This window comes from Cryobacterium sp. CG_9.6, from assembly GCF_029893365.1.
Classification (GTDB): Bacteria; Actinomycetota; Actinomycetes; order Actinomycetales; family Microbacteriaceae; genus Cryobacterium.
In genome coordinates this window covers 163,225-187,343 of record NZ_JARXUZ010000002.1, presented here as the reverse complement: position 1 = coordinate 187,343, position 24,119 = coordinate 163,225, and the positions used below count along the sequence as shown (strand labels likewise).

Here is a 24,119-nt window from a genome sequence, read left to right as displayed (position 1 = left end):
AAGCCCTACATCGACGACAATCCGATGTTCTACCTTGCAGCCGACAACCCAACTTTCGACTGGGTCGACGAGTACGTCAACGATGTCAGAACGCGGCAACTTCCGGCCTACCTCGCTACTCAGTCCTGACCTCGTGGCGTCACTGAGAGCCATGACGTACTCCATACACCCCGACTCGCCGCAGACCACACCACCCCACCTGGACCATGCGCCTGACCCGCCGACCGATCACAGAGACAGAGACAGAGACAGAGACAGCCATCGTGGGTCTTTCGGCCGCGCGGTGCTGCTTTCTCTAGCTGGGGTGGCGTTCTGGTCCACCAACGCACTCGCCGGAAATGCGGCGCTGTCGAGCTCGCCGCTAATTCAAGTAATCGCCGTTCAGTTCGCCGCCGCGACAGTAGTTCTCTACGTGTTACGCATAGTGACAGCGCCGAGAAGCTCCCCGCCTGAGAAACGTACCGAAGCGGTCCTGCACGAGAAAGCCTTCGGATACATGGTTGGTGTTGTGGGGCTCGGCGGGACGATGGTCTTGCAGTACGTTGCTTTCGCTAACGCCCCCATCCTCGATGCCAATATCATCGCCTACTCGTGGCCGATGATTGCCGCGGTATTTCTCGCGGTCACCGCGTTCACAACGAGTACCGCCGTCAGTTTGCTGTTGTCGCTCGCTGGATTTGGTGGGGTAACCCTCATAGTCGTCGGACAGGGCAGTGACGCAGGATCTGCTGGCAACCCGCTACTCGGGTACGGGGCAGCCCTTGGATCTGCCGCGTGCATGGCTTTCTACACAATCGGGATGCGATCAGTGAAGATCCCCGTCTTCGACTTGATGTTAGTAACCACGGGCATCGGCGCAATCACTGCCGCCGCAATCATGGTCGCCACAGGCACCGCGGTCGCCGTGTCTCCCGAAGCGGCGCTAGCCATCTACATCGGAGTCGGGCCGGTAGCGCTCGGCTACGCCCTCTGGAGCTTCGGAATGCAACGCAGCAGCGGCCGACTCGCTCCGCTCGGGTTCATGACACCGGTCTTATCAACTCTGGTCTTACTCATCGGTGGCCAAACCTTCGGCACCACCACCGCAGTAGGTGCCGTAATCGTACTCGCCTGCACAATCGGGATCCTGACCGTCGATCGATACATCGGGAACAAGACGCTGTAACAACTCAACCGCCCACCGGCAACCACCCCTCGCACCGTCCCGGTCACCGTCCGGCTTACGGGCGGGTTAGGAACGGTGAGCCTAGAGAGACATGTGCGTTCGGGATGGATACGGCTTTCGCGATGGGCTGTGGTTTAGGCCATAGTCGGATTATGAGAGTTGCTATTACTGGTGGAAGTGGGTTCGTCGGGAGCCACCTCGCGGAGCGTTTTCCGGCGTCTGACGTGTCCATCGTGTCTCGGCGATCTGGCACGCCCGTTGATGATGTGGATGGGCTGACTCGATCGTTTGAGGGCTGCGACGTGGTGGTGCATTGCGCAGGCATCAACCGTGAAATTGGTGCGCAGACCTTCGACCGTGTCCACGTGCAAGGCACGGCCGGGGTGATCGAAGCCGCACGACGTGCGGGCGTCCGCAAGATCGTGATGCTCAGCTTCCTGCGCGCCCGCCCAGGATCCGGCTCGCCATACCACGAGTCGAAATGGGCGGCCGAAGAGATGATTCGCTCTTCAGGGTTGGACTACACAATTCTGAAAGCGGGAATGATCTACGGCCACGGCGACCACCTCAGCCGCACAATCCAGACCATCCCGATCTTCGCCGCTGTCGGACTCCGGGAAAAGACGATCAGCCCCGTCCCTGTTAGCGAACTGGTTGACGTTCTCGTCGCCGCTCTCGACACCCGCCTAGCAAATCAAACCGTCGCCGTCCGCGGCGGCGAGACTCTGCTGCTGAGCGAAGCCGCTCGTCGAGTTGCCCGAGTTCTCAACCGTCGCCTAGTCATCGTCCGTTTACCAGTCGCATTCCACTATGTCCTCGCGCAATTCACGGAATGGACGATGACGGTGCCGCTTCTGGCGAAAGCCCAAGCCAGAATGCTGGCCGAAGGCGTCACCGACGCTGCACTGCCAGCTGCAGAACTACCAGATGATCTCCGTCCCCATCTCGCCTTCAACGACGCACAAATCCGCGACGCGCTACCCGAGTCAAACGGCTTTAGCTGGCGCGACCTGCGACTCAGTGGCTCCCTTAAATGACGTCACGGACAAATGCAGCGTATGAGCGCGGCCACGGCCGAGTGTGCGCTGGACGTCGAGAACGCGGTGACGCATGACCAGTCCCGAACTTCGTGAATGGCCAGTGAGCGACCGTGGATACCGTCGCTCGGAAGTGTCGGCGCTCGTGGGGCGTGGAGACGCCGTGTGGGAGCGCGCCATCAAGGATGTCCTCCGGTGGCGGGTGAAAACAGCGAGCGGATTCGCTGTTGACTCGACCGATCCCGTGTCACAGGGCGACCGGGTCGTTGTCACTGCACGGCTGCTCACTGTCACCGTTGTTGAGCCCGTCGAGGTCGTGGCCGTTGTTGAGCAGTTCGACCGGGTCGGCTTCGCGTACCGGACCATGCCCGGGCACCCCGTCAGCGGTGAAGAAGCGTTCATCGTGCACCGGCGTGGCGACGAGGTGCATCTCACCGTGCGTTCGCTCACGCGCCCCGCGCCACAGCAACCTTGGCGAGCCGTCTACCCACTGCTGCTCATTGCCCAACGCATCGCGCGCAGACGCTACCTGCGCTCACTTCGCTGAGCTGCATGCCCGCCAGCGCCGGCGATCGAGGCGCTTTAAACCTTTTTCCGAGTGAAATCTCCGATGTCCCTTAGGGGTTCGGCTTACGGCGATTGTTTGGTGCCGTTCCAACTTGCAGAGGACCCACCCGGACGCGAACGATTTGCCCTGCGTGCCGTCACCAGCGTGATCACCGCAACTATCGCAATCGCGCCGAGCCATATCCATAGGTTCGTGTCGATCCCAACGAGTGACCTTTGATACGAGCCGCAGATCGACGTGCCGCCAGCGGGTGCGTCTGCACACCAGCCTCCGCTAACAATCGGCGCTAGGAAGACGGAGATGCCCAAGCAGGCGAGTGTGCCTAGCCACATTGTGGCGACAACGGATCTCCGGCGGTGAATCATGCCTACAGCCAATCATTACTCAAGCCCGAGCACCCCCATCGATACTCTTTTGTGATCCCACGAGTCGCAAAGAGGCTCCGCTGCGGCACCGTCCCGTTGACCGTTCCCCTTGCGGAACGATGAGTTGCCAAACCGCAATCGAAAACTGCTATCGACCGCCATTCTCGGCTAACAGTCAGAGACTTCTGAAGGTGACAGCGACATAAAGGTTCCTTAGATAAGACAGAAAATCGGCACACCATCGCACCTTTCAAAGAATCCGACATCGGCGCATTCCTGCGCAGTTTGAATTCCCAACAACGTGTCTCACTCTGATATTCTCAAGGCCGCGTCAAAACTACCTTTGACGAGACAATGGGAGCAGAAAACGTATGACGAGTCTTGGCTATGCCCGGGTCAGCACGATGGATCAGAACACCGAGCTTCAGATCCGGGAACTTGAAGCGGCTGGATGTGAACGCATCTACCGCGACCAGGGAGTCAGTGGCACTAAGACCAGTCGCCCCGAACTGGACAAAATGCTTGACCGACTCAGCCACGGCGACGAAGTCGTCGTCTGGAAGTTAGACCGGCTTGGACGCAACACCCGCCACCTCCTAGAGCTGCTCGACGGCTTCACCGAGAGTGGCATCAAATTCCGTTCCCTGCGCGATGGCATCATGACCAACCCGGACAGCGAACTAGGCGACGCCATTGCCCGCGCGATGGTCACCATCATCTCCGCCTTCGCCCAACTTGAGCGCGACCAACTGTCCGAACGAACCCGCGCCGGCATGGCAATCGCCGCCTTCCACGGACGCACAGCAGGACGACGCGAAATCACCGTCGGCCACCCCAACGTAAAACGCGCACGCGAGCTGAAAACCCAAGGGCTCAAACCCGCCGATATCGGAAAGATTATCGGAACCAGCCGAGCGACCGTCTATCGATACCTCAGCATGGACGCTGAATAACAGTGGCACGACCACCGAAGTACTGGCCACGTATCAAGTTGCCGACGTCCCGATCGGGTACGTCTAGATGTACTGCCCAAGGATGTCGAGGAAGGTCTGCTCGGTGAGCATCTCGCCGCTTACCCCCTGTCCACGAAACGGGGTCAAGGCCAGAATCTGTTCTCGGTGCGGAACCCGGTGCTGCATTCGCGGAGCGAATATTCCGAATGTTGGGTTGCCCAAGGGTGCTGAGTCAGCCTCCGGCGCAGGCGACCATCCAGGAAACGCCCTGACGACTTGCCCACCGTTCCCAGACTTGACCTTCCATTAGAGGGAAGGTCAAGACTGGGAATCGTCAGGCGCTATCAGCAGACCGATCGGGAACGGCATCTTCTCCTTCCCCGCTTTCTGCGCTATTGAAAGAGGAAAACCATTATGGAAACCACCGTCAACATTTCTGGCATGACCTGCGCTCACTGCGTTGGCTCCGTCACCGAGGAACTCACTGCGATCGAGGGCGTGGAAAACGTCGACGTTGAACTGAATGCCGGCGGCGTCTCCCGCGCCACCATCACCTCCAACACCGAGATCAATCCTGAGCAGATCAGCGAAGCAGTCGCCGACGCCGGTTACCTCGCCGTCGCCGACAGCTAAGCCAGGGACCACCCGGTGGTCTTCTTCACCTCACGCAACGGGGCCGAATGTCACTAACGTCCCTGGGTAATACAGACGGCGGTCGCTCAGGTCATCGCGTAACGGTTCTGCCCGGTGCGGAGGCCGGACCAGTGAAAGGAACCATTATGTCCAATGAACCCAAGAGCAAAAACACCACCACCGTTCTGGCGACCGTGGGTCTTATCCTTCTCCCAGTGCTGTGCTGTGGTTTGCCGTTGCTGATCGCTGCCGGCGCTTTCAGTGCGCTCGGTGTGCTCGGTGCAGTCTTTGGTAACCCGTGGGTGATCGCCGTTGCCGTCGTCCTTGTCGCAGGTCTGTTGCTGTGGGTACTGCGCCGCAGGCGCGCCACCGCTGCCGCGGAGGGGGATGCGTGCTGTACACCGCCCCGTCCTTCAAGAGTCACCAGCCAGGGAAACGGCAAGCCCGGAGTTGACGCATGACCGCTCCCCGTCCTGCCCTCTCAGGACCGCGCCCAGACGCACAAGTCTGTCCGGTGTGCGGGGCACAGGATGTATCAGATCCGCTGCGGCCGGTGAGTGCCGACCGGAGCGCCGGGGGGTCAGAGGTAGCTGCAGATTTCACCGGGGTCGCAGTCGGTGGGGTCTGCCGCCGCCACGTCGCTATAGAAGCCGGCCACCATCGATCTCAAGGCCGTCAACTCGGCCAGCTGCGCATCTAGTTCCGCCAGCCTGGTTGCCAGCAGGTCCCGCACGTGGACGCAGGGGGCGCCGCCGGCGTCGCGGACCTGCAGGATGCCGCCGATCTGCGCCAGGGTGAGTCCGGCGTTCCGGCCGCGGTGGATAAAATCCAGCCTGCCCACCGTTTCGTTCCCGTAGTCGCGGTAGCCATTGGACGTCCGATGGGCCGTTGGCAGGAGTCCACGGTGTTCGTAGAAACGGAGGGTCTTCGTCGTCATTCCCGTGGCCGCGGCCGCTTCCCCAATACGCACAATGCACCTTCCAATCTGTTCGCAGACAAACCACCGCTTGACCTTCCACTGTAGGGGAAGGTGCAGAGTAGGGAGCAGCAGAACCAGTGCGAGCAAGTGCGACCGCACACGGTCTCGTATCCGCCCATTCCAGGAGAGTTCATGTCCGAACGTTCAGTACCCGATTTCGATCTCGCTATTATCGGCTCCGGCGGCGGGGCGTTTGCCGCCGCTATCCGGGCCACCAACCTTGGCAAGAAGGTAGTAATGATCGAGCGGGGCACGATTGGTGGCACCTGTGTGAACACCGGTTGCGTGCCCTCCAAGGCGCTGCTGGCGGCCGCCGACGCACGCCATATAGCCCTGGATTCGGGCCGGTTCCCTGGCATCGTTGCCTCTGCCGGGCCGGTGGACATGCCGGAACTGATCGGCGGCAAGCGCGCGCTGGTCGAAACGATGCGGGCCGGGAAATACGTGGACCTGATCAACGACTACGGATGGGATCTGCGACAGGGCAATGCCGCATTCTCCGGAACCGCCGACAGCCCCGCGTTAGAGATCACAGACGCCGACGGAACCGTGGAAACGGTGCGCGCCACCCACTACTTGGTCGCTACCGGCTCGGCCCCGTGGGCTCCCCCCATCGACGGATTAGCCGGTGTGGGCTATCTCACTTCGACGACCGCGATGGAACTCGACGAGGTCCCGCAGTCGCTGCTAGTTCTCGGTGGCGGGTACGTGGCCCTGGAACAAGCACAACTGTTCGCCCGGTTGGGTTCGAAGGTGACCATGCTGGTGCGTTCCCGACTTGCCTCGGCGGAGGAACCGGAAGCATCCCGGGCGTTGGCTGGTGTCTTCGCCGATGAGGGTATCCGGGTCGTTCGACGCGCCACCGTAACCGCTGTACGCACCGACCAGTCCACAGGCGACGTGGTCGCGGCCGCGACAGTAGATGGCGGGCAGCAGGAATTCCGGGCGAGCAAAATACTCGTTGCCACCGGCCGCCGCCCGGTCACCGAGGGTCTGAACCTGGCCGCGGTCGGCGTCGACGTTGGGGGGAAGGGCGAGGTCGTGGTCAACACTATGCTGACCAGCACGAACCCGAGGATCTGGGCTGCTGGGGATGTCACCGGGCACCGCGAGTTTGTCTACGTTGCTGCCAACCACGGTGCCCTGGTCGTGGAAAACGCGTTCAACAATGCCGGTCGGGAAGTTAACTATTCCCACCTTCCGCGGGTCACCTTCACCAGCCCGGCACTGGCCGCGGTGGGGATGACAGACGAGGAAGCCAACGGGACGGGCATCAGCTGCCAGTGCGGGGTGGTGCCGTTGGAGTACGTACCGAGGGCGCTGGTGAACCGGGACACTCGCGGGTTCATCAAGATTGTCGCCGACAATAACACCGGGCGCATTGTCGGCATCACCGCTGTTGCCAAAGACGCCGGGGAAATCGCCGCCGCGGGCGTCTACATCCTGGAAGCCGGAATGACCGTCGACCAGGTCGCCCACATGTGGAGCCCGTACCTGACCATGGCCGAAGGCATCAAAATCGCTGCCCAATCCTTCACCACCGACGTTTCCAAACTCTCCTGCTGCGCCGCCTAACCGCGCCAACTCACGAATAGAACGGAAAATATCACCATGTCGGACACACTGAACCTCGCCGAACGCCTCATCTCACCGGCCACCGGGCTGGATGCCAACATCTGGGTTCCCCTACTTCGGCTCCTCGCACAAGGTCAACCGGTCGAGCTCGGCGCCCTCGCGGCAGCTGCTGGCAAGACGATGTCCGAAGTCATCCGGGCACTCGCCAGCGTTCCGGACACCGAATATGACGATGCCGGACGCATCATAGGTCAGGGTTTGACCCTGCAACCGACCCCTCACCGCATCGAAATCGACGGCGCACCGCTCTACACGTGGTGCGCGCTGGACACGCTGATCTTCCCTGCCGTCTTGGGCCGCTCGGCGCGCATGGAGTCCGTCTGCCAGGCCACCGGTGTACCCGTGCAACTCACGGTCGACGCCGCAGGAATGGCCAGCGCCGTGCCGGGCACGGCGGTCGTTTCGTTGGTCAACCCAGAAGACATGAGCGCCGTTCGCTCCTCGTTCTGCAACCAAGTCCACTTCTTCGCCTCCAGCGACGAGGCGCAGCCCTGGCTTGAGGCCCACCTGGGTGGCTCTGTCATTCCCGTTGCTGAGGCGTTCACATTTGGTCTCGCAATCGCGCAAAACATGCTCGTCGAAGCTGACACTGCCGGCGACTCGACCCCGGCGGCCGACGCGAGCTGCTGCTAGCACCCACCGACCATTATTCAGGAGGCTAGCTCTCATCATGGGCCTCGGCCCCGCCGTAGGCGTACAGTCACGAATAGTCGCTCAGTTTTATTGAGGTAAGGAGAATGGTATGACCGAACACGTTGATGTTGCTGTTATCGGAATGGGGCCCGGCGGGGAGGTAGCCGCCAGCCGCCTTATCAAGGCGGGCAAAAAAGTCGCCGCCATAGAACAAGAACTTATTGGCGGTGAATGCGCTTACTGGGGCTGCATTCCCTCCAAAACCCTCCTGCGGCCCGTGGAAGCACTAACCGAAGTTGACCGGGCCGCCGGCGTCTCAGGCGCCGAACTCAACTGGGCTGAAGCCAGTAATTACCGGGACTATATGATCCGCAACCTCGACGACACTGGACAGATCGACGGATACAGCAAACAAGGCGCCCTCGTTGTCAAAGGCACCGCCCGCATCACCGGCCCGGGCCGCATCGAAGCCGACGGCCGGGACCTGACGGCGGACCACATCATCATCGCTACCGGAACCGAAGCGGTCATCCCCAACCTCGACGGAATAGAGAACATCACGGCGTGGACGAACCGGGAAACCTACACGGCCACGACCTTGCCCAAACGAGTCGCTATCATCGGCGGGAGCGCCGTCGCTGTGGAAACGGCAACATTCCTTACCCGCTTCGGCGTCCACGTCACCCTCCTGCACCGCGGTCAGAGGCTCCTGGAACGAGAAGAGCCCCGCGTCAGCGAACTCACTACCCAATACCTACAGGAAGCAGGAGTCGACATCCGCCTCGGAGCGACCGCCCTTCGCGGTCACCGAGACGGCAACAACAGTGTCCTTGACCTCGACGATGGCACCGCAATCAGTGTCGACGTGGTCATCTTCGCCACCGGCCGCACAGCCCGCACACACAACCTCGGTTTGGACACCATCGGCGTCACGCTCGACGACCGCGGATATGTGAAGATCGACAACCATTGCAAAGCCGCAGAGAATGTGTGGGCGATCGGCGACGTCACCGGAGTGATGCCTTTCACCCACGTCGCCAAATACCAAGGCCGCATCGCCGCCGACAGCCTTCTCGGCACACCCCACCCCGCAACCTACGAAGGAATCCCGCGCGTCGTCTTCGGTGACCCGGAAATCGCTGCCGCTGGCCGCACCCAAAAACAAGCCAACGTGCAGGGCCTCACGACCGTCAGTACCGAACTTGACCTCGCCAAAGCAATCGCCCGCCCCTGGACCTATGAACAGAACCCGCGTGGACACCTCGGCCTCCTCGCCGATACCGGGAGCAAAACCTTGATCGGCGCCTGGGCTGTGGGACCGATGGCCGCGGAATGGATTCATCACGCGTCTCTCGCGATCCGCACCAAGATACCCATAGAGACTCTCCGCGATCAGGTCGCCCAGTTTCCAACCTACAACGAGGCCTATCAAGCCGCACTCGAACACCTCGAAATCTGAACCGCGCCAGCGATCAAGACCATCGAACCATGCCCCGGTCAATAATGATCTCGCCCCGCCAACCCATCAAAATTGAGGCACTACTGCGGAAATCCACAACAACCTTGACCTGGGAAGAATGGATGCCCTGCTCCCGCAGATACGCGCCATCGCCCCGTGACCGGCTGGCCTCTTCGTAGGCGCTGAGGTGATCGAGTTTCTCGGCGGGCGTGAATACCCAGCGCAAGCTCGGGCCTCCCGCGCGGGGTCCGGGTTTCGTCATGGGACCATCGTCGCGTACGACGATAGAAGAGGGGCTAAACATGATGTGGGATTCCTGGTTCTCGCCCTACGCGGGGATCGACTTGCTCTGAGCTGCTGGCCTCAACTCACCCCGACACGTAGGGCCGACCTGAAGAGCTCTGTCGTCACCGCGACGGTCATGTACACGCCGGGCATGTTCACCGCGGCACCTGGCAGCACCGGCCGGTGGTGCCGTTGGGAGCAGATGCGAAGGAGTAGATGATGGACATCGTGCACGAACGCGCCGCAGGAATGGATATCTCCAAACGCGACGCAAAGGTCTGTATCCGCATACCCGGGGCGCGGCCGGGAACATTCAGCAAGACCGTGGCCACGTATGGGGCGACGACGAACGAGATCGTGCGCCTGCGCCGAGATCTCGAGGAGGCCGCGGTGACGGTGGTGGTGATGGAGGCCACCGGCGACTACTGGAAACCGTTCTATTTCCTGCTGGCCGAGTCGCTGAACGTGGAACTGGTCAATGCGAAAGCTGCGCGCAATATCCCGGGACGCAAAACCGATGTCTCAGACGCGACGTGGTTAGCAGGGCTCGCCGCCCACAACCTGCTGCGGGCCAGTTTCGTGCCACCAGAGACGATCCGCCAGCTGCGGGATCTGACCCGCACCCGGTCGAACCTCACTCACGAGCGCACCCGCGATCCCGTTCGCACTGCTGCAGGGCTACATCTTCAGCCGCACCAAGTCGCTCACCTACGTCGTCTGCGTGCACCTGTTGTTCGACCTCGCCGCGTTCCTCGTGCACGCGCACAATCGCGAGTGGCTGCAGGTGTTCGTGTACTGACCGACTCGCTCGCAGACATCGCGACGGCCGCTACAGGCCAGGCAAATGGCGGATGTTCGACCGCGCCATCCGCACGGCCTCCCCCACGCCACCGTTCAGGACGACCTTCGACAGCGCGAGTCCGAAGCCCTTCACCTGGTCAGCGGTGATCGTCGGAGGCAGCGACAGCGCGTTCGGGTCGGTGATGATGTCGACGAGCGTGGGACCGTCGTGCGCGAGTGCCTCCGTGAGGGCGCTGCGGAGCATCCGTGGGTCATCGACACGCACCGCATGGAAGCCGACCGCCTGCGCGATCGTCGCAAAGTCGACGGCGGGAACGTCGACACCGAAGTCAGGCAGCCCGTCGACGAGCATCTCGAGCTTCACGAGGCCGAGGGTCGAATTGTTGAAGACGACGACCTTCACCGGCAGCTTGTAGGCGACCGCCGTGATGAGCTCACCCATGAGCATCGACAGCCCGCCGTCGCCCGCCATCGCGACGGTCTGTCGCCCCGGGTAGGCGAGCTGCGCACCGATCGCCTGCGGCAGAGCGTTCGCCATCGACCCGTGCAGGTAGCTGCCGATGAGCCGACGGCGTCCGTTCGGGGTGATGTAGCGGGCCTGCCAGACGTTGCACATTCCGGTGTCGGCCGTGACGATCGCGTCATTCGACATCAGCTCGTCGAGAACGGATGCCGCAAACTCCGGATGGATCGGAATCGTCGTCTCAACGTCGGTGTACTCGCCGACGACCGAGTCGAGCAGCCTGTGGTGGCGATCGAGGGTCTTCTTGAGGAACCTGCGATTGGTCTTCGGAGCGACGAGCGCGGTGAGCGCCGCGATCGTGGAGCGTACGTCGCCGTGGATCGGATACTCGACGTTCGCCCGCCGTCCGATGTGGTCAGGTGCGCTGTCGACCTGGGCGATCATGACCTTGCGCCCGTCGGGCAGGAACTGGTCGTACGGAAAGTCGGTGCCGAGCAGGATGAGCAGCTCGGCACCGTGGATGCCGGCGTGAGCGGCACCGTACCCGAGGAGTCCCGTCATACCAACGTCGAAGGGGTTGTCGTACTGGATGTACTCCTTGCCGCGGATCGAGTGTCCGATGGGAGCGGCGAGGAGGTCCGCGAAGGCGACGACCTCGTCGTGGGCGCCCGCGACACCGATGCCCGCGAAGATCGCGACCGTCTTCGCCGAGTCGATCGCCGACGCGAGCGCGCGGATGTCCGCCTCATCCGGAACCAGCGCCGCCCGCGACGGCAGCACGAACGTCGGCGCTGGGCGGGCGGCGTCGAGCTCGGCGAGGTCGCCGGGAATCGTGACGACCGCGACGCCGCGGAGACCGATCGCGTGCCGCATCGCGGCGTTGATCACCCGAGGCGCCTGCTTGACGGTCGAGATGAGCTCGCAGTAGTGGGAACATTCGACGAAAAGCCGGTCGGGGTGCGTCTCCTGGAAAAACGACGTGCCGATCTGGTTGCTCGGCAGGTGGCTCGCGATCGCGAGCACGGGTGCGCCGGAGCGATGAGCGTCGTACAGTCCGTTGATCAGGTGCAGGTTGCCGGGGCCCGAACTGCCCGCACACACGGCGAGTTCGCCGGTGAGCTGAGCTTCGGCGCCGGCGGCGAACGCTCCCGCCTCTTCGTTGCGCACATGGATCCAGTCGATGCCGCCCTTCCTCGACCCGCCAGTGCGCCGCACCGCGTCGACGATCGGGTTGAGGCTGTCGCCGACGATGCCGTAGATGCGCCGTACCCCGGCGTCTGAGAGTTGTGCGATGAGCTGATCCGCGACGGTTTGAGCCATGCAATCCAGTCAAGCAGATGCCGCGCCGCGGGGCTACGGGTGGCCATACCCGCAGGTGCTGTGAGAGGCGTCGAGATTTTTCCGTTCGAGAGACTGATGCGCGTGATGCGGGCGACTGATGACGATAACGCTCCGGCTGTCGTCGGCGAGGGCGACCGCCCGAAGTGAGAATGCTCATCTCAATGTCAGTAATCCGCGGAATCTGCTCATTCTGATGTCACTAATCTGCTCATCTCGATGTCAGTGGACCGCAGGCTCGTCCCAGGTGAACGAGCATGCCCCACGGCCGTTGGCACGGTCGACGGCCCTTGCCTGAGGACACCGTCGCTAGTGCCTTCCACCTGAAACCCAGTCACCTGCGGCGCCATCGGGCCCAGAGACCGGCCCAGCTGCAGCCAACTCGCCTGCCACCTCGTGACCCGCCCTGGCGCCTCGCCCCAATGTCCTATGCGCTCTGGGGCTCACCGAACCGCGCAGCCCAGACCGTCCCCGAGCGCACGCTCGTGAGACATGAAGATCACGAGGCCCGTCCCCGTGGTGCTTCCCAACCCTGGCCGTATGCAGCGACCTGGGCATTGACAGCCAAATGAGCAGATTAGTGACATTGAGATGAGCATTCTCAGCGACGGACGAGCTCTTCGAACTCATTGGGGACAGGACTCCCGAGGGTGTCCGCTTCACCCGCGGTCAGCTTTGGCCGATCAAATTCGTTGGTGCCGAGGGCGTGGCTTCCCTGTGCTCGTAGTCAACGTCACACGCACGTGGCTCGCCACGAACTCGTCGTCGGAGAGAATCGAGACCGTTGAACGCGCATGGCCAACGAGAAATGCGGCGGAAATGGCGAAGATGCATTCTCAGAGCGGGGACCTTCTGGTCGCCGTGGCTCGAAGCAAGATCGTGGCCATCCGCAAGATTGACTCGGTGCAAGACGACACCGACGAACCTTCCCGGTTCGTGTTCAACACCCAACCGTCTGAGGAGACCCTCCGGCTGATCGGCGCTCAATCACCAGTCCGCTGGAGCCAAGGCGAACAGTGGCCCGTCAAGTTTGCGGACACGGAGGAACTGTTGTCGATGCTCAAACCGTTGGCGACGGCGACGCTCGGCAAGTTCACTGTCGTGCTCGCCGCTGATGGTTCCTTGCGAGTAAATTGCCCGCCCGGCCAAGCGGTGATCGTAACCACCTAGTAGCGCTGCGTTGCCGGCAGTCTCAGATCGGACACAGCGAGAGCCACCGCTTCCCTGCATAGCGATGGCTCTCGCTTGTGTCCGGTGCCTCAGTCATCGCGCTTCGCATCGACTTCGTCGAGACCAGCTGTGAGCTGGTCTACCTGGCGCGGCGGTAAATACCGGTACAGGCTTGACCGGGTAATGCCGGATTTGGCCACGATCTCGGGCACCGTCAGACCGGTGTCCCGTAGGTGCGACGCATAGGCGAGCTTGGTCGGGTCCACTACCGAAGGCCGGCCAATCTGCCGGCCTTTGCTGACAGCGACGGCGCGGGCATGGGCGGCACGTTCGATCGCGTAGGTTCGTTCCATCTGGCCGCACAACGCAAGCATCACCACCGCCAGTTGCGACATGGGATCCTCCGGGTTTGCCGAATCCACTCGGATCGGATCGGCCAGGTTTCGAACACCTACGCCTCGCTCGTTCAGCTCGTAGATCAGGTTCAACGTGTCGCGCACGGTACGGCCGAGACGGTCCAGGGTGTGCACGACAATAACGTCCCCGTCACGCGCGTAGTCGAGTGCGGCGGTGAGACCAGGGCGCTTCGTCGTTGCTCCGGATTTCTTATCGACATAGATTCTGCCCGACGGGATTCCAACCGCGCCCAGGGCGTCGAGCTGGCGATCAAGATCTTGTTTTGCCGTCGAGACGCGCGCGTAACCGATGTCCATCATCCGAACGTACCGGAAGTCACATCCGTACCCCGCCCACGAAACACCCTCTTGAACCTGACTTATGGAATGTAAAAAAGGCCGCCCGGCCAAGATCCTTATGACCGATTCCAGGCGTTCCACTACCAAGGAAGTGGAACGGCCTCATTCCGAAGGAAATGTCCAGATAAAGTCTCATACTCTCGGCGATAGCTGTCAGGAAGCGTCGTTCACTAGGTCAGCTTGACGCCGTCGGTAGGGCCAGGCTGTTGCAGCATCGGATCCAATTCCCCGGTTTGGGGGCATCCTCACCACGAGAACGTCGGTAGCTGCCGATAGGTTGAATAGATGTTATGCGTCACTACTGTCGCCCGTCGCGTTATTTGACGATGGCGGCGTCATCTCTGGTGACGATGGCCGGTCATGAAAAAGCCCCGCCGGTGGATTCCGGCGGGGCTTTCGTCAGGATGGTGACGTGGTCGTCGTCACTGGTGACTCGAGCTCATTCACTGTTCTCGGTGATTGCCGATTGCGCCGCGGCCAGGTCGACGATTGCTTTTTCGGCAGCGTAGGTCGCGATCAAGGCGGCGACCGCGAGGTTGTTCACCGCCCGCGGATAGCCCCGCGATGCGAGGTGGATGGCATGGATCGCGTCGTCGGAGAAGAGCGGATCGGACCGGCCCGCGAACTTCAAATGCTGCCGGATGTAGTCGGTGGTGTCGACTGCGTTCATCCCGGTGATTGTGTAACGCGTCGAGATGCGTTGATCCAGCGCAGAGAGTACCGCGAGTTTCAGCCGGCGGCGGAGTGTGGGCTGGCCGATGAGGAGCATCGCGAAATGCGACCCCGTGTCCATGTCGCTGTTGGTGAGCATGCGGAGCGCTTCGAGGTCGGTGTTGGTGAGCAGGTGCGCTTCATCGATCACGACGACGGGCAGCCGAGCACGTTCGTCGAGTTCCCCGGCGAGCAGCGTCGCGGTTTGCGAGGCGAGCACTCCGGAGAAGAACGCCGGGGTTCCGCCGAGCGCGGTGACGATGCGGGTGTGGATGCCGCGCATCGTGATCGTCGGGTCTGGGATGTAGATCACCTGATGCCGGGAGGGTTCTAGCCCGGCGAGAGCAGCGCGAACAGCGACGGTTTTCCCGGCGCCGACTTCACCACTGATCACCCCGAGCTGACGCTGACTGACACACCAATCGATGCGAGCGATCGCTTCCCGATGCGAGGGGTGTGGGTGCAAGGCTTGCGGCGGGATATCCCGGGCGAAGGGCATGCGGGTGAAGCCGTAGTGCGATTGCAACGTGTCGATACTCATCGGGTCGCCTCCTGGATGCTCGGCACGAAGACGACCGCGGGCCGCTTCGAGGTGGACGCTTTGACGAAGCTGATCGGCTCCCCAGCCATCGTGCCCTTATGCCGCGTCTCCACCAGGCGCAGGTAGTCAATGCCGGACGCGGCGTTCTTCGCGCCGGTCTCGGCCTCATCAGCAGCGGCCGTGGCGGCCTTTTTATGCACGTGCCGCCGGATCTCGCTCAAGACGGCGATGCCGGCCGGGACGCCGTTGCCCGCCGAGACGGTGATCAGTCCGGCGAGATCGAAGGGGTCATAAACCAGCTCCACCCGTTTGCCGACCAGGAGCTGATCAACTTGGTAAGTGTTGGACTGCAACGACACCGTCGCGGACTTCGTCACCGTGCGGATCGCCGACCACCGGAACGCCTCCGCGATCTCGTCCCGCGACTTCCGCACCGGTTTGCGGCCCACCCAGCTGGCATCCCAGCGTTGCAGCGGGGTTTGCCCCGTCGTGGAGTGGACGGCCTGGTGGTAAACCATCTCCACCCACGAGCTGAACAACGCATTCAACTCATCCAGCGACGTCACCATACTGCCCACCCCAGCATCGACGACGCCCGTCGCGGTGTCGACGGTGGTGATTTCGGTGAGGAACTGCGAGTTGACGGTGTTGAAGAACCGCTCGATCTTCCCGCGGCCCTGCGGACGATACGGCTTCGAATGCGTCAGGCGAATTCCGAGGCGCGCGCAGGTCCGAGCAAGGGACTCATCAACAAAAGCGCTCCCGTTATCGACATATATCGTGCCCGGAATGCCGCGGGATTCCAACGCCGGTCGGAGGGCCGCAGTCAACCGGACGGAGTCTTCGGCGTAGGCCCACCGGCCTGCCGTCACGAGGCGGGTGTGGTCATCGAGGAACGCGAACAGATACGTTTTCCGCCCATTGACTCGCGGCCCGTGGAGGCCGTCACCGACCCACATTTCGTTGGGGTAATCCGCTTCGAACCGGCCAAAGACCTCGCGCACCCCGGTCGGTAGTTCCAGCGTGCGGAAGTGCCGCAGCAACGTCGACTCGCTCGGCGCGTCGCCGAGGGTGTCGATCATGATGCGGCGCACCTGCGCTGAGGTGCGGGCGGGCCGTTCTCGTTTCAGCGTTGCTGCCAACGCCAGGATCTGCGCCGGCGTGACGGCGCCCTGGGCGCGGCCTCGAGGTTTCAACGCGTCGAAGCCGCCGGCCCGCCAGGCCCGAATCCACCGGTCGATGGTGTCTTTGGAAACCGTCACCGTGCCACCGAACGGCCCCGGATGCACCATTGCCGCGAGGTCTCGCACCATCGGACCGCGCTGTCGCGTCGTGACGCTGGCATCGGCAGCCGCGCGGATGAGTTGGTAGCGGAACAGGGCGATCTTCTCCGTCCGGTCCCGGCGCACGGCCGTTTCCGACGGCGACCCCGCCGGCACGAGAAGCGACACGGCAGGGCTCACCGGAGAAACCCGGGGCACCACAGGCGGAACGATCGGCGGGAGGGTCGGCGGGGTTGCGGGCATGAAGAGTCCTCTCAAACAGTGAAGACGCCGATCACAGGGATATGGCAGGCGCTCCTGCCACCCTTCCCGCCGACCACACCTTTGCGTAAGGGCCGGTTGGTGTTGGGACCCGCAGCCCACCAGCTCGAACAAAACAAACGGCCATTCGTCGTGGCGATGCCGGCCTGGATCCACGTCACCGTGACGGTCGCGGCAAACCGACGAGCCAAACCCTCGGCATACGCCATCAACACCGACAACGCCTCACCCCCGATGGTGCCGACAGGTTTAGGCCAGAGCACCACGGCGTCGGGAGCATCCCGCACCAACAACGCCGTGAACCGCTCGCCAATCGCACCGGCCGAGACGGCGAATGCGCGCAGCCAGCCACGGACCGTCGAGACCGGTCTGCCGCAGTCCGCCGCAGTCCGCCGCGATCTTCCGGCGGCCCCAGCCCAGCGCGGCCTTCGCCTCGACGGCCGCCGCGATCACGTCGGCGGTGTCGGCCCGCCGCGTTGCCAACTTCACCTCAAGGAGCACATGCGTGCCCTGGCAGCCCGTGCACCGGGACCGGCGCGGCCGGAGCCTGCGGCCCGTCCAATCCGTGCCGAGGCCCTCCCGAATCACGCGCGCCCTCGCCCACCCCCACGGACGCAAACGGCCACCGCAATCGGGGCACGCCACGCGCCCGACCAGTAAGTCCAACTCGACAACAACAGGATCATGACTTACCGTGAGCATCAGCGCGGCCTTACGCGTTAGAACGGCCCGGCGTGATCCTCAAAGATTGCACGCCGGGCCATTTGTCTATCCGGACATCGTCAGCCTGACGCCGCCGACCACCAGAAACCAAATCCTGGCGCGCTAAAACCCATCGTCACCGGCGACGACGCCCACGTCGTCACTCCGGGAGACGTACAACACACTACGAACATTCGCGAGTGCGACGCACCATCCAGGACCGGATACCTCAAATGACGAGTTCCCTCAGCGCCGAAGAAGTCGCAACTGCTTTTGCGTGCGAGACCGCAGTATTCTTGGGCTCCGGCAGCTTCGGCGAGACTTGGCAGATTTGCGCGACTGAAGTCAAAGGAATCGTTGACGACTACGCGGTGAAAATCCTGCACGCGGAACATTTCAATCTCCTCCTCGTCGATCGAGAGACCGCGGGCCTTCGTAAGTTCGACTTGGACGGCATAGTCCGGCTATTAGACGTTCGAGACGTGGTGTGAGCTGCCGCGGATATCTCGGACAGCGGGCCCTCTTAAAATGAGAGTTCACTGAAAGTAGAGATCAGCATGGCCGCAGCACGTAGGCGTTTCACCCAAGAGTTCAAAGACGAGCTGTGCCGCGAGGTGATCAATACCTCCAAACCGATCAAGGACGTCGCCACCGCATACGGCGTCGGGCCCGAGACGCTCCGGAACTGGCTCAACAAATACCGCGAGGCCAACGGCGGCACCGAAGCGGACCTGACAGTGTCGGAACGGGCCCGTCTGAAGGAACTCGAGCGGGAAGTTCAAGAGCTGCGGGCGGAGACCGCTTTCTTGAAAAAAGCCAGCGCTTACTTCGCGCGGGAGCAGCGGTAGTGAGCAAGTACGAGTACATCGACTCCCAAAATTCTGAGCCCACCAACCGGAATTCGGTGGTGAAAATGTGCCTCTGGCTGGCCGTGTCAACGTCCGGTTTCTACCACTGGGCGATCCGGCCGCAGTCCGCGACCGCGGCCCGGCGAGAGGCCCTGATCGCGCGGATTCAACACTTCTTCGAGGAGTCCGACGGCACCTACGGATACCGCCGAATCCACGCCGACCTCGCCGCGGAGCAGACCGAGTGCTCGCCCGAGCTGGTGCGGCAGCTTATGCGCCAGATTGGCCTCGTAGCCTGCCAACCACGGCCTTTCCGCATCACTACCGAAGCCGATGCCGAAGCGGCCGCCAACATGCCCGACCTCGTCAAACGCGACTTCACCGCCGACCGCCCCGGGGTGAAGTTCGTCGGCGATATTACCTACATCCATACCTGGCAAGGATTCATCTATCTGGCCACCGTCATCGACTGCTATTCCAAGAAGGTTGTCGGCTGGTCCATCGCCGATCACATGCGCACCGAGCTCGTCGCCGACGCCCTCCGCAACGCCGCTGCGACGACCGTGATCGAGGCCGACGCGATCTGGCATTCCGACCGCGGCAGCGTCTATACCTCGGCCGAATTTCGGGCTCTCGTGTCCGGCCTGGGGATGCGTTCCTCCATGGGCCGCACCGGCGTGTGTTGGGACAACAGCATGGCGGAAAGTTTCTTCTCGATGCTCAAGAATGAGCGTGTTTATCGCACCGCTTACGCCACGAAATCACAAGCTCGCAGCGACGTCATTCGCTACATCGAAGGGTTTTACAACAGCCGACGCCGGCACTCCGCTCTCGGTTACCGACGGCCCAATGAAGTCCACTATGGTTATCAGCAGCCAGCATTGGCAGCGTAGAAGAATCCACTAATTCCGCTGTCCGAAATGCCCGCGGCAGCTCAGTGTTCGCGACTGAGAACAGGACTGTACTCATTTGCGAGCACATCGACGGTGGGAGTGTCGGTCAGAACCTCGCCGCGAACGGCCTGCCGACCGTGCCGCAAATCGTAATGTTTGCGCTGGGACTTATGCGCACCATTGACGAGCTCCACTCGGTAGATGTGATCCACCGTGACATAAAGCCCGACAACATCATCCTTCGAGACGGAGACTGGGCTCGGCCGGTTCTGATCGACTTCGGACTTTCACGCGGCCTGGCCGACGAGACCTTTACTGTGTACCCAGCTCGTGTCGGCACCGTCGCGTACATGTCCCCCGAACAACTTCGTGGAGAGAAAGCACGGAAAGCCTCGGATATTTGGGCTTGTGGAGTCCTCTTCTACAAATTATTGACCGGCAATCACCCATACCTTGTCACCACCGCGGGCCTGCACATCGATGACCTCGCCGACCTCGTTGTCGGTAACCCACGCCCCATGCTCGAGAGGGTGCCACCGGAGCTCGAATCGCTCGTCGGACGAATGCTCTCCGACCACGAGTACCAGCGCGGTAGCTCCCGACGAACCCTGTCCGATCTAAAGAAGTTGGCCGCAAAATGAGAACGTCAGGACTCGCCTCCGACCCCGCCGCTGGTACGGCTCCCGCCAACCTCGCCACGATACTTGGTGGAGGCGTGCCAACCTTTTTAGTGCATAAGAGCTACCAGGGCGCAAAGCGTGTTCCTGAAGCTCTCGGATACATCAACGGGCTGCATTCTCCAGATCTCGGCATTGGGGTTGTCGTACCCCTTCATAATCACAAGCGCACCGCCGTTGAACAATTCGTCGCAAACTGCCAGCTAGCACCGGTAATTCTCATTGATCCCGAACTCCACTACGCAACGACATCGGCATGGGAATCCCATGCCGACGCCAAGGTAAACGATGACTGGATCAACCTCATGGATGCCCCACAGAAGCCGAAAGCAAAGTGGATTAAATTGGCGTTGGATATCCAAATCGACCTTGGGGCTACCGTCTCTCTGTCCGCCAGCGGCTGGGTTGACGCTACCGACGGAACGAGGTCGATAGCGCGAGCGATGAGCTTCGTCGACGAGAGCCGTTCCTATGTCGGGTCGGAGGCGCCAATGGCGGTGAACCTCACATTCGACTGGCAGTGGCTCGTGGACGAAGAGCTTCGCGCAACGCTCCTTCAAGAAATCGTCGAAAGCAACGAGCGACTCTGGTATCTCCGTTTCTACTGGCCCGAGATCCCTGTCCGGTACGGCCAGCTGACAGACGCCGCGATCCTCGCGGGCTACCGAGAGCTCGCGGAGCTCTGCGCATTGGAGGACAAGCAGCTATTCCTCCCCAATTCGGGCCTGACGGGTTGGGTCGCGACTGCACTCGGCGCTACTGGCTTCTCCACCGGCCAGGCATGGCCCGAGCAGGCGTTCGCCCGACAGCGAATCATGGGTGGCAGGAAAGGACAGCGACCGCCTCCGCGGATTCCGCGCTACTTCGATTCCCAGCTAATACACACGATCGAGTACTCAGAGTTTGAACGGCTCTCTGAGCTCGAGCCACACGAGGAACTGGTAACCCCGTACTCCCTCGAAATAGAAGAAGAAGGGCACTCGCACGAGCTCGGCGGTCTTCACTATTTGATGGCCGTTGCAGACTTGCAATCGAAGCTAAAAGGCAAGCGACCTGAGGCGAAGTCTGCGCGCAAAGTCAAGGCGGCAACCAAGTTCATCGATGAACTCCGCCGCGCCGACCAGCCGGCAGGGCTGAACAGGCCATTGCACTTGGCGGCTTGGAAAGACGTTCTGAGCTAGCGACCTTGCGGCCGAGTCCACCCAAACACTGGATAGATTCTTCCCTCGCGCTCTCCCCGCTCCAGCATTTCAAGGCAGCGTTCAGCGATGAGCAATCGGCCAACTGCGGATTGTGCGCTGGCGAGACGACGCTGGGGACGTGCCCAGACGCGGGCTTCCGACGTCCGGGCGTCCACGGCGATGATCCCGATACCTGATTTTGCGACGTAGGCAAGTTCGACGGTCGCGGTGGCGACGGCCGAGGATTCGAGTGCAATGTAGGCGTCGTCTGCGGACAGACGTTGACGACGTGCCTGCGAGAGCGCGCCATGCCAATCGCGAAGCTTGGCCTCTACGGTGATGACTCGGCGCATTACGGGTTCTGCGCCCTCAGCCCGAGAAAACGTTCCGTCGTTCGCTGACACTACCCAGCCTTGCTCACAGAGAAGAGGAATCACCGCCCGTCGAACATAGTCGGACGATGTACGCATGCGAGCTGCCAGGTCGCCAATCGTTCTCGAATGCCGACCCAGGCTGAGCACCGCACGGACTTCGATGTCAGTCGTGAGAGGACGGATTCCGAGTTCCCGACGGCGCGCTATCGCGGCATGGTCGAATCGGATCGAGGCGAGATCTGGCACTCCACGGACGGCTGGAACCTCTGTAAATGTCTCGACGTCGATCTGTGATGTGGAACTGAAAATAAGGCGGGGGAGTTGCCCTCGAAGCGAGGCAACTAGGTCCGACTCATACCGGAATCTGGGAGCTGGCGTGCGTGCGAGCATCGTCATTCATCGCCTCCCAGTCGTTGCCTACGCGAAGTCCTCGCGCCGATACATCCGTGTCTACATGTTAGTTCGGTCCCGCGGAAAGCACCGTCGCCGCTCTGGGCCGTCCCGCGCTAGCGACATTGCAGACCCAGTCGAACTCTCTTCATATGCCTACTGCGTCCCTCCGCTGTTAGCGGCCAGGCTGAGCTGCCGCGGGCATTTCGGACAGCGGAATTAGTGGATTCTTCTACGCTGCCAATGCTGGCTGCTGATAACCATAGTGGACTTCATTGGGCCGTCGGTAACCGAGAGCGGAGTGCCGGCGTCGGCTGTTGTAAAACCCTTCGATGTAGCGAATGACGTCGCTGCGAGCTTGTGATTTCGTGGCGTAAGCGGTGCGATAAACACGCTCATTCTTGAGCATCGAGAAGAAACTTTCCGCCATGCTGTTGTCCCAACACACGCCGGTGCGGCCCATGGAGGAACGCATCCCCAGGCCGGACACGAGAGCCCGAAATTCGGCCGAGGTATAGACGCTGCCGCGGTCGGAATGCCAGATCGCGTCGGCCTCGATCACGGTCGTCGCAGCGGCGTTGCGGAGGGCGTCGGCGACGAGCTCGGTGCGCATGTGATCGGCGATGGACCAGCCGACAACCTTCTTGGAATAGCAGTCGATGACGGTGGCCAGATAGATGAATCCTTGCCAGGTATGGATGTAGGTAATATCGCCGACGAACTTCACCCCGGGGCGGTCGGCGGTGAAGTCGCGTTTGACGAGGTCGGGCATGTTGGCGGCCGCTTCGGCATCGGCTTCGGTAGTGATGCGGAAAGGCCGTGGTTGGCAGGCTACGAGGCCAATCTGGCGCATAAGCTGCCGCACCAGCTCGGGCGAGCACTCGGTCTGCTCCGCGGCGAGGTCGGCGTGGATTCGGCGGTATCCGTAGGTGCCGTCGGACTCCTCGAAGAAGTGTTGAATCCGCGCGATCAGGGCCTCTCGCCGGGCCGCGGTCGCGGACTGCGGCCGGATCGCCCAGTGGTAGAAACCGGACGTTGACACGGCCAGCCAGAGGCACATTTTCACCACCGAATTCCGGTTGGTGGGCTCAGAATTTTGGGAGTCGATGTACTCGTACTTGCTCACTACCGCTGCTCCCGCGCGAAGTAAGCGCTGGCTTTTTTCAAGAAAGCGGTCTCCGCCCGCAGCTCTTGAACTTCCCGCTCGAGTTCCTTCAGACGGGCCCGTTCCGACACTGTCAGGTCCGCTTCGGTGCCGCCGTTGGCCTCGCGGTATTTGTTGAGCCAGTTCCGGAGCGTCTCGGGCCCGACGCCGTATGCGGTGGCGACGTCCTTGATCGGTTTGGAGGTATTGATCACCTCGCGGCACAGCTCGTCTTTGAACTCTTGGGTGAAACGCCTACGTGCTGCGGCCATGCTGATCTCTACTTTCAGTGAACTCTCATTTTAAGAGGGCCCACTGTCCGAGATATCCGCGGCAGGTCAGGCCAAGCCACCTACGGGCAGTTCCTATTGGCAATTGACACTCCGCAGAACTCGTTTGATCCTTGACCAGAGCCTGACGAATCGGTTGTTAACGCCGACCGAAAATAGGGCCATTATCACTATTGGCCCTGTTTTGGCCCGGCGTTAACACCGCGATGCGATCGAACGACGCCTGGCCCACCACCTCGCCCTCGCGGCCGAACACTGCCCTTCGCTTCACGGAAAGAGGGTCACCATGCATACGATCCGGCATACCGCGGCAATGCGCCTCCTGCTGGCGGGAGTCGACGTTACCGCGATCGCGCTCTGGCTGGGCCACGAGCAGATCGCGACGACCAACATCTACCTGCACGCCGACATGACTCACATGCAGGAAGCAATCGACCGCACCACACCCCTTGCCGTCAAGGTCGGCCGTTACCGACCTCCAGACTCACTCATCGCTTTCTTGGAGGCCCTCTAATTATGCCGACCTCTTCCGGCCGAATCCCCTACGCCGCAAGGGCGCCCACGCCCAGGTCGGCATAACGACGA

At 62.0% G+C, this 24,119-nt stretch carries 25 protein-coding genes and 1 pseudogene; 16 read left to right on the top strand and 10 right to left on the bottom strand.

What is annotated here, in order from left to right:
* Positions 1–151 precede the first annotated feature (151 nt).
* The 4 genes from H4V99_RS16535 (at position 152) to H4V99_RS16520 (ending at position 4,088) form a co-directional block, all read left to right on the top strand.
* Positions 152–1,165: a DMT family transporter gene (locus tag H4V99_RS16535; protein WP_280680361.1), complete on the top strand. Its 1,014-nt coding sequence runs from the start codon at positions 152–154 to the stop codon at positions 1,163–1,165.
* Positions 1,166–1,269: 104 nt separating this feature from the next.
* Positions 1,270–2,202 carry an NAD(P)H-binding protein gene (locus tag H4V99_RS16530; RefSeq protein WP_348522384.1) on the top strand — a complete coding sequence of 311 codons (933 nt, stop codon included), beginning with the start codon at positions 1,270–1,272 and terminating at the stop codon, positions 2,200–2,202.
* A gap of 73 nt (positions 2,203–2,275) precedes the next feature.
* Positions 2,276–2,749 (top strand): DUF1990 family protein, encoded by a 474-nt coding sequence (locus H4V99_RS16525; protein ID WP_280680359.1) that lies wholly within the window; start codon positions 2,276–2,278, stop codon positions 2,747–2,749.
* Between the two features lie 757 nt (positions 2,750–3,506).
* Positions 3,507–4,088 (top strand): recombinase family protein, encoded by a 582-nt coding sequence (locus tag H4V99_RS16520; RefSeq protein WP_280680357.1) that lies wholly within the window; start codon positions 3,507–3,509, stop codon positions 4,086–4,088.
* 63 nt (positions 4,089–4,151) lie between these two features.
* Here H4V99_RS16520 and H4V99_RS16515 read toward each other — a convergent pair whose 3' ends face one another.
* Entirely contained in the window at positions 4,152–4,274 is a 123-nt protein-coding gene (locus H4V99_RS16515; protein WP_280680355.1) for a hypothetical protein, read from the bottom strand.
* Between the two features lie 228 nt (positions 4,275–4,502).
* Between H4V99_RS16515 and H4V99_RS16510 the strand changes: the two genes are divergently transcribed.
* Both H4V99_RS16510 and H4V99_RS16505 read left to right on the top strand, forming a co-directional pair.
* Positions 4,503–4,721 (top strand): heavy metal-associated domain-containing protein, encoded by a 219-nt coding sequence (locus tag H4V99_RS16510; protein ID WP_280680353.1) that lies wholly within the window; start codon positions 4,503–4,505, stop codon positions 4,719–4,721.
* 146 nt (positions 4,722–4,867) lie between these two features.
* Positions 4,868–5,182 (top strand): hypothetical protein, encoded by a 315-nt coding sequence (locus H4V99_RS16505; RefSeq protein WP_280680351.1) that lies wholly within the window; start codon positions 4,868–4,870, stop codon positions 5,180–5,182.
* Positions 5,183–5,301: 119 nt separating this feature from the next.
* Here the strand turns inward: H4V99_RS16505 and H4V99_RS16500 are convergent, their stop codons facing one another.
* Positions 5,302–5,691 (bottom strand): heavy metal-responsive transcriptional regulator, encoded by a 390-nt coding sequence (locus H4V99_RS16500; protein WP_280680349.1) that lies wholly within the window; start codon positions 5,689–5,691, stop codon positions 5,302–5,304.
* 141 nt (positions 5,692–5,832) lie between these two features.
* On the opposite strand from H4V99_RS16500, the gene merA reads away from it, so the two are divergent.
* The 3 genes from merA to H4V99_RS16485 all read left to right on the top strand — a co-directional run bounded on the left by merA (position 5,833) and on the right by H4V99_RS16485 (position 9,427).
* Complete coding sequence (gene merA / locus H4V99_RS16495) at positions 5,833–7,275, top strand: mercury(II) reductase (protein WP_280680347.1); 1,443 nt, start codon at positions 5,833–5,835, stop codon at positions 7,273–7,275.
* Positions 7,276–7,311: 36 nt separating this feature from the next.
* On the top strand, positions 7,312–7,968 hold the full coding sequence (merB, locus tag H4V99_RS16490; RefSeq protein ID WP_280680345.1) for an organomercurial lyase MerB: 657 nt from the start codon (positions 7,312–7,314) through the stop codon (positions 7,966–7,968).
* A gap of 109 nt (positions 7,969–8,077) precedes the next feature.
* Entirely contained in the window at positions 8,078–9,427 is a 1,350-nt protein-coding gene (locus H4V99_RS16485; protein ID WP_280680343.1) for an NAD(P)/FAD-dependent oxidoreductase, read from the top strand.
* A 13-nt stretch (positions 9,428–9,440) separates the two neighbouring features.
* On the opposite strand, the gene H4V99_RS16480 is transcribed toward H4V99_RS16485, so the two are convergent.
* Positions 9,441–9,689, bottom strand: a complete 249-nt coding sequence (locus H4V99_RS16480) for a hypothetical protein (RefSeq protein ID WP_280680341.1) — start codon at positions 9,687–9,689, stop codon at positions 9,441–9,443.
* Positions 9,690–10,370: 681 nt separating this feature from the next.
* Here H4V99_RS16480 and H4V99_RS16475 point away from each other — a divergent pair.
* A pseudogene (locus H4V99_RS16475) lies at positions 10,371–10,511 on the top strand (CPBP family intramembrane glutamate endopeptidase); the annotation flags it as partial.
* Positions 10,512–10,541: 30 nt separating this feature from the next.
* Here the strand turns inward: H4V99_RS16475 and H4V99_RS16470 are convergent.
* Complete coding sequence (locus tag H4V99_RS16470; RefSeq protein ID WP_280680340.1) at positions 10,542–12,296, bottom strand: pyruvate dehydrogenase; 1,755 nt, start codon at positions 12,294–12,296, stop codon at positions 10,542–10,544.
* Between the two features lie 846 nt (positions 12,297–13,142).
* Between H4V99_RS16470 and H4V99_RS16465 the strand changes: the two genes are divergently transcribed.
* On the top strand, positions 13,143–13,484 hold the full coding sequence (locus H4V99_RS16465; protein WP_280680339.1) for a hypothetical protein: 342 nt from the start codon (positions 13,143–13,145) through the stop codon (positions 13,482–13,484).
* Positions 13,485–13,573: 89 nt separating this feature from the next.
* Here H4V99_RS16465 and H4V99_RS16460 read toward each other — a convergent pair whose 3' ends face one another.
* The 4 genes from H4V99_RS16460 to H4V99_RS16445 all read right to left on the bottom strand — a co-directional run bounded on the left by H4V99_RS16460 (position 13,574) and on the right by H4V99_RS16445 (position 17,737).
* On the bottom strand, positions 13,574–14,200 hold the full coding sequence (locus H4V99_RS16460) for a recombinase family protein (protein WP_280680338.1): 627 nt from the start codon (positions 14,198–14,200) through the stop codon (positions 13,574–13,576).
* 478 nt (positions 14,201–14,678) lie between these two features.
* Positions 14,679–15,449 carry an AAA family ATPase gene (locus H4V99_RS16455; protein WP_280680337.1) on the bottom strand — a complete coding sequence of 257 codons (771 nt, stop codon included), beginning with the start codon at positions 15,447–15,449 and terminating at the stop codon, positions 14,679–14,681.
* 38 nt (positions 15,450–15,487) lie between these two features.
* Positions 15,488–17,017, bottom strand: coding sequence for a DDE-type integrase/transposase/recombinase (locus tag H4V99_RS16450; protein WP_280680336.1), 1,530 nt, complete (start codon positions 17,015–17,017; stop codon positions 15,488–15,490).
* 267 nt (positions 17,018–17,284) lie between these two features.
* Entirely contained in the window at positions 17,285–17,737 is a 453-nt protein-coding gene (locus H4V99_RS16445) for a hypothetical protein (protein ID WP_280680335.1), read from the bottom strand.
* Between the two features lie 233 nt (positions 17,738–17,970).
* Here H4V99_RS16445 and H4V99_RS16440 point away from each other — a divergent pair, with 233 nt between their 5' ends.
* The 4 genes from H4V99_RS16440 (at position 17,971) to H4V99_RS16425 (ending at position 21,336) form a co-directional block, all read left to right on the top strand.
* A complete protein-coding gene (locus H4V99_RS16440; RefSeq protein ID WP_280680334.1) occupies positions 17,971–18,228 on the top strand; it encodes a hypothetical protein in 258 nt (85 codons plus the stop codon).
* 66 nt (positions 18,229–18,294) lie between these two features.
* Positions 18,295–19,478, top strand: a protein-coding gene (locus tag H4V99_RS16435) for an IS3 family transposase (protein WP_280676597.1) whose coding sequence is annotated in 2 segments (ribosomal slippage) — positions 18,295–18,556 and positions 18,556–19,478 — 1,185 coding nt in all. Because the reading frame shifts where the segments join, the coding sequence is not laid out codon by codon here.
* A 44-nt stretch (positions 19,479–19,522) separates the two neighbouring features.
* Positions 19,523–20,119 carry a serine/threonine-protein kinase gene (locus tag H4V99_RS16430; protein WP_280680333.1) on the top strand — a complete coding sequence of 199 codons (597 nt, stop codon included), beginning with the start codon at positions 19,523–19,525 and terminating at the stop codon, positions 20,117–20,119.
* On the top strand, positions 20,116–21,336 hold the full coding sequence (locus tag H4V99_RS16425) for a hypothetical protein (RefSeq protein WP_280680332.1): 1,221 nt from the start codon (positions 20,116–20,118) through the stop codon (positions 21,334–21,336). Before H4V99_RS16430 ends, H4V99_RS16425 begins: the two co-directional genes overlap by 4 nt.
* Here H4V99_RS16425 and H4V99_RS16420 read toward each other — a convergent pair.
* Entirely contained in the window at positions 21,333–21,740 is a 408-nt protein-coding gene (locus H4V99_RS16420) for a hypothetical protein (protein WP_280680331.1), read from the bottom strand. The two genes, H4V99_RS16425 and H4V99_RS16420, sit on opposite strands and share 4 nt — an antisense overlap.
* A 592-nt stretch (positions 21,741–22,332) precedes the next feature.
* A protein-coding gene (locus H4V99_RS16415; protein ID WP_280676597.1) for an IS3 family transposase occupies positions 22,333–23,516 on the bottom strand; the annotation gives its coding sequence in 2 pieces (ribosomal slippage) (positions 22,333–23,255 and positions 23,255–23,516; 1,185 coding nt in all).
* 229 nt (positions 23,517–23,745) lie between these two features.
* Here H4V99_RS16415 and H4V99_RS16410 point away from each other — a divergent pair.
* Positions 23,746–24,048 (top strand): tyrosine-type recombinase/integrase, encoded by a 303-nt coding sequence (locus H4V99_RS16410; RefSeq protein ID WP_348522386.1) that lies wholly within the window; start codon positions 23,746–23,748, stop codon positions 24,046–24,048.
* Positions 24,049–24,119: the final 71 nt, after the last annotated feature.

Excerpts from the sequence above, each read along its gene's own strand:
- H4V99_RS16450 (WP_280680336.1), bottom strand. The coding sequence starts at position 17,017 with ATGCCCGCAACCCCGCCGACCCTCCCGCCGATCGTTCCGCCTGTGGTG.
- H4V99_RS16515 (WP_280680355.1), bottom strand. The coding sequence starts at position 4,274 with ATGCAGCACCGGGTTCCGCACCGAGAACAGATTCTGGCCTTGACCCCG.
- H4V99_RS16510 (WP_280680353.1), top strand. The coding sequence starts at position 4,503 with ATGGAAACCACCGTCAACATTTCTGGCATGACCTGCGCTCACTGCGTT.
- H4V99_RS16505 (WP_280680351.1), top strand. The coding sequence starts at position 4,868 with ATGTCCAATGAACCCAAGAGCAAAAACACCACCACCGTTCTGGCGACC.
- H4V99_RS16425 (WP_280680332.1), top strand. The coding sequence starts at position 20,116 with ATGAGAACGTCAGGACTCGCCTCCGACCCCGCCGCTGGTACGGCTCCC.
- H4V99_RS16530 (WP_348522384.1), top strand. The coding sequence starts at position 1,270 with ATGGATACGGCTTTCGCGATGGGCTGTGGTTTAGGCCATAGTCGGATT.
- H4V99_RS16480 (WP_280680341.1), bottom strand. The coding sequence starts at position 9,689 with ATGACGAAACCCGGACCCCGCGCGGGAGGCCCGAGCTTGCGCTGGGTA.
- H4V99_RS16535 (WP_280680361.1), top strand. The coding sequence starts at position 152 with ATGACGTACTCCATACACCCCGACTCGCCGCAGACCACACCACCCCAC.
- H4V99_RS16465 (WP_280680339.1), top strand. The coding sequence starts at position 13,143 with ATGCATTCTCAGAGCGGGGACCTTCTGGTCGCCGTGGCTCGAAGCAAG.
- H4V99_RS16525 (WP_280680359.1), top strand. The coding sequence starts at position 2,276 with ATGACCAGTCCCGAACTTCGTGAATGGCCAGTGAGCGACCGTGGATAC.
- H4V99_RS16455 (WP_280680337.1), bottom strand. The coding sequence starts at position 15,449 with ATGCCCTTCGCCCGGGATATCCCGCCGCAAGCCTTGCACCCACACCCC.
- H4V99_RS16445 (WP_280680335.1), bottom strand. The coding sequence starts at position 17,737 with ATGCTCACGGTAAGTCATGATCCTGTTGTTGTCGAGTTGGACTTACTG.
- H4V99_RS16440 (WP_280680334.1), top strand. The coding sequence starts at position 17,971 with ATGACGAGTTCCCTCAGCGCCGAAGAAGTCGCAACTGCTTTTGCGTGC.
- merA (WP_280680347.1), top strand. The coding sequence starts at position 5,833 with ATGTCCGAACGTTCAGTACCCGATTTCGATCTCGCTATTATCGGCTCC.
- H4V99_RS16485 (WP_280680343.1), top strand. The coding sequence starts at position 8,078 with ATGACCGAACACGTTGATGTTGCTGTTATCGGAATGGGGCCCGGCGGG.
- H4V99_RS16520 (WP_280680357.1), top strand. The coding sequence starts at position 3,507 with ATGACGAGTCTTGGCTATGCCCGGGTCAGCACGATGGATCAGAACACC.
- H4V99_RS16470 (WP_280680340.1), bottom strand. The coding sequence starts at position 12,296 with ATGGCTCAAACCGTCGCGGATCAGCTCATCGCACAACTCTCAGACGCC.
- merB (WP_280680345.1), top strand. The coding sequence starts at position 7,312 with ATGTCGGACACACTGAACCTCGCCGAACGCCTCATCTCACCGGCCACC.
- H4V99_RS16460 (WP_280680338.1), bottom strand. The coding sequence starts at position 14,200 with ATGATGGACATCGGTTACGCGCGCGTCTCGACGGCAAAACAAGATCTT.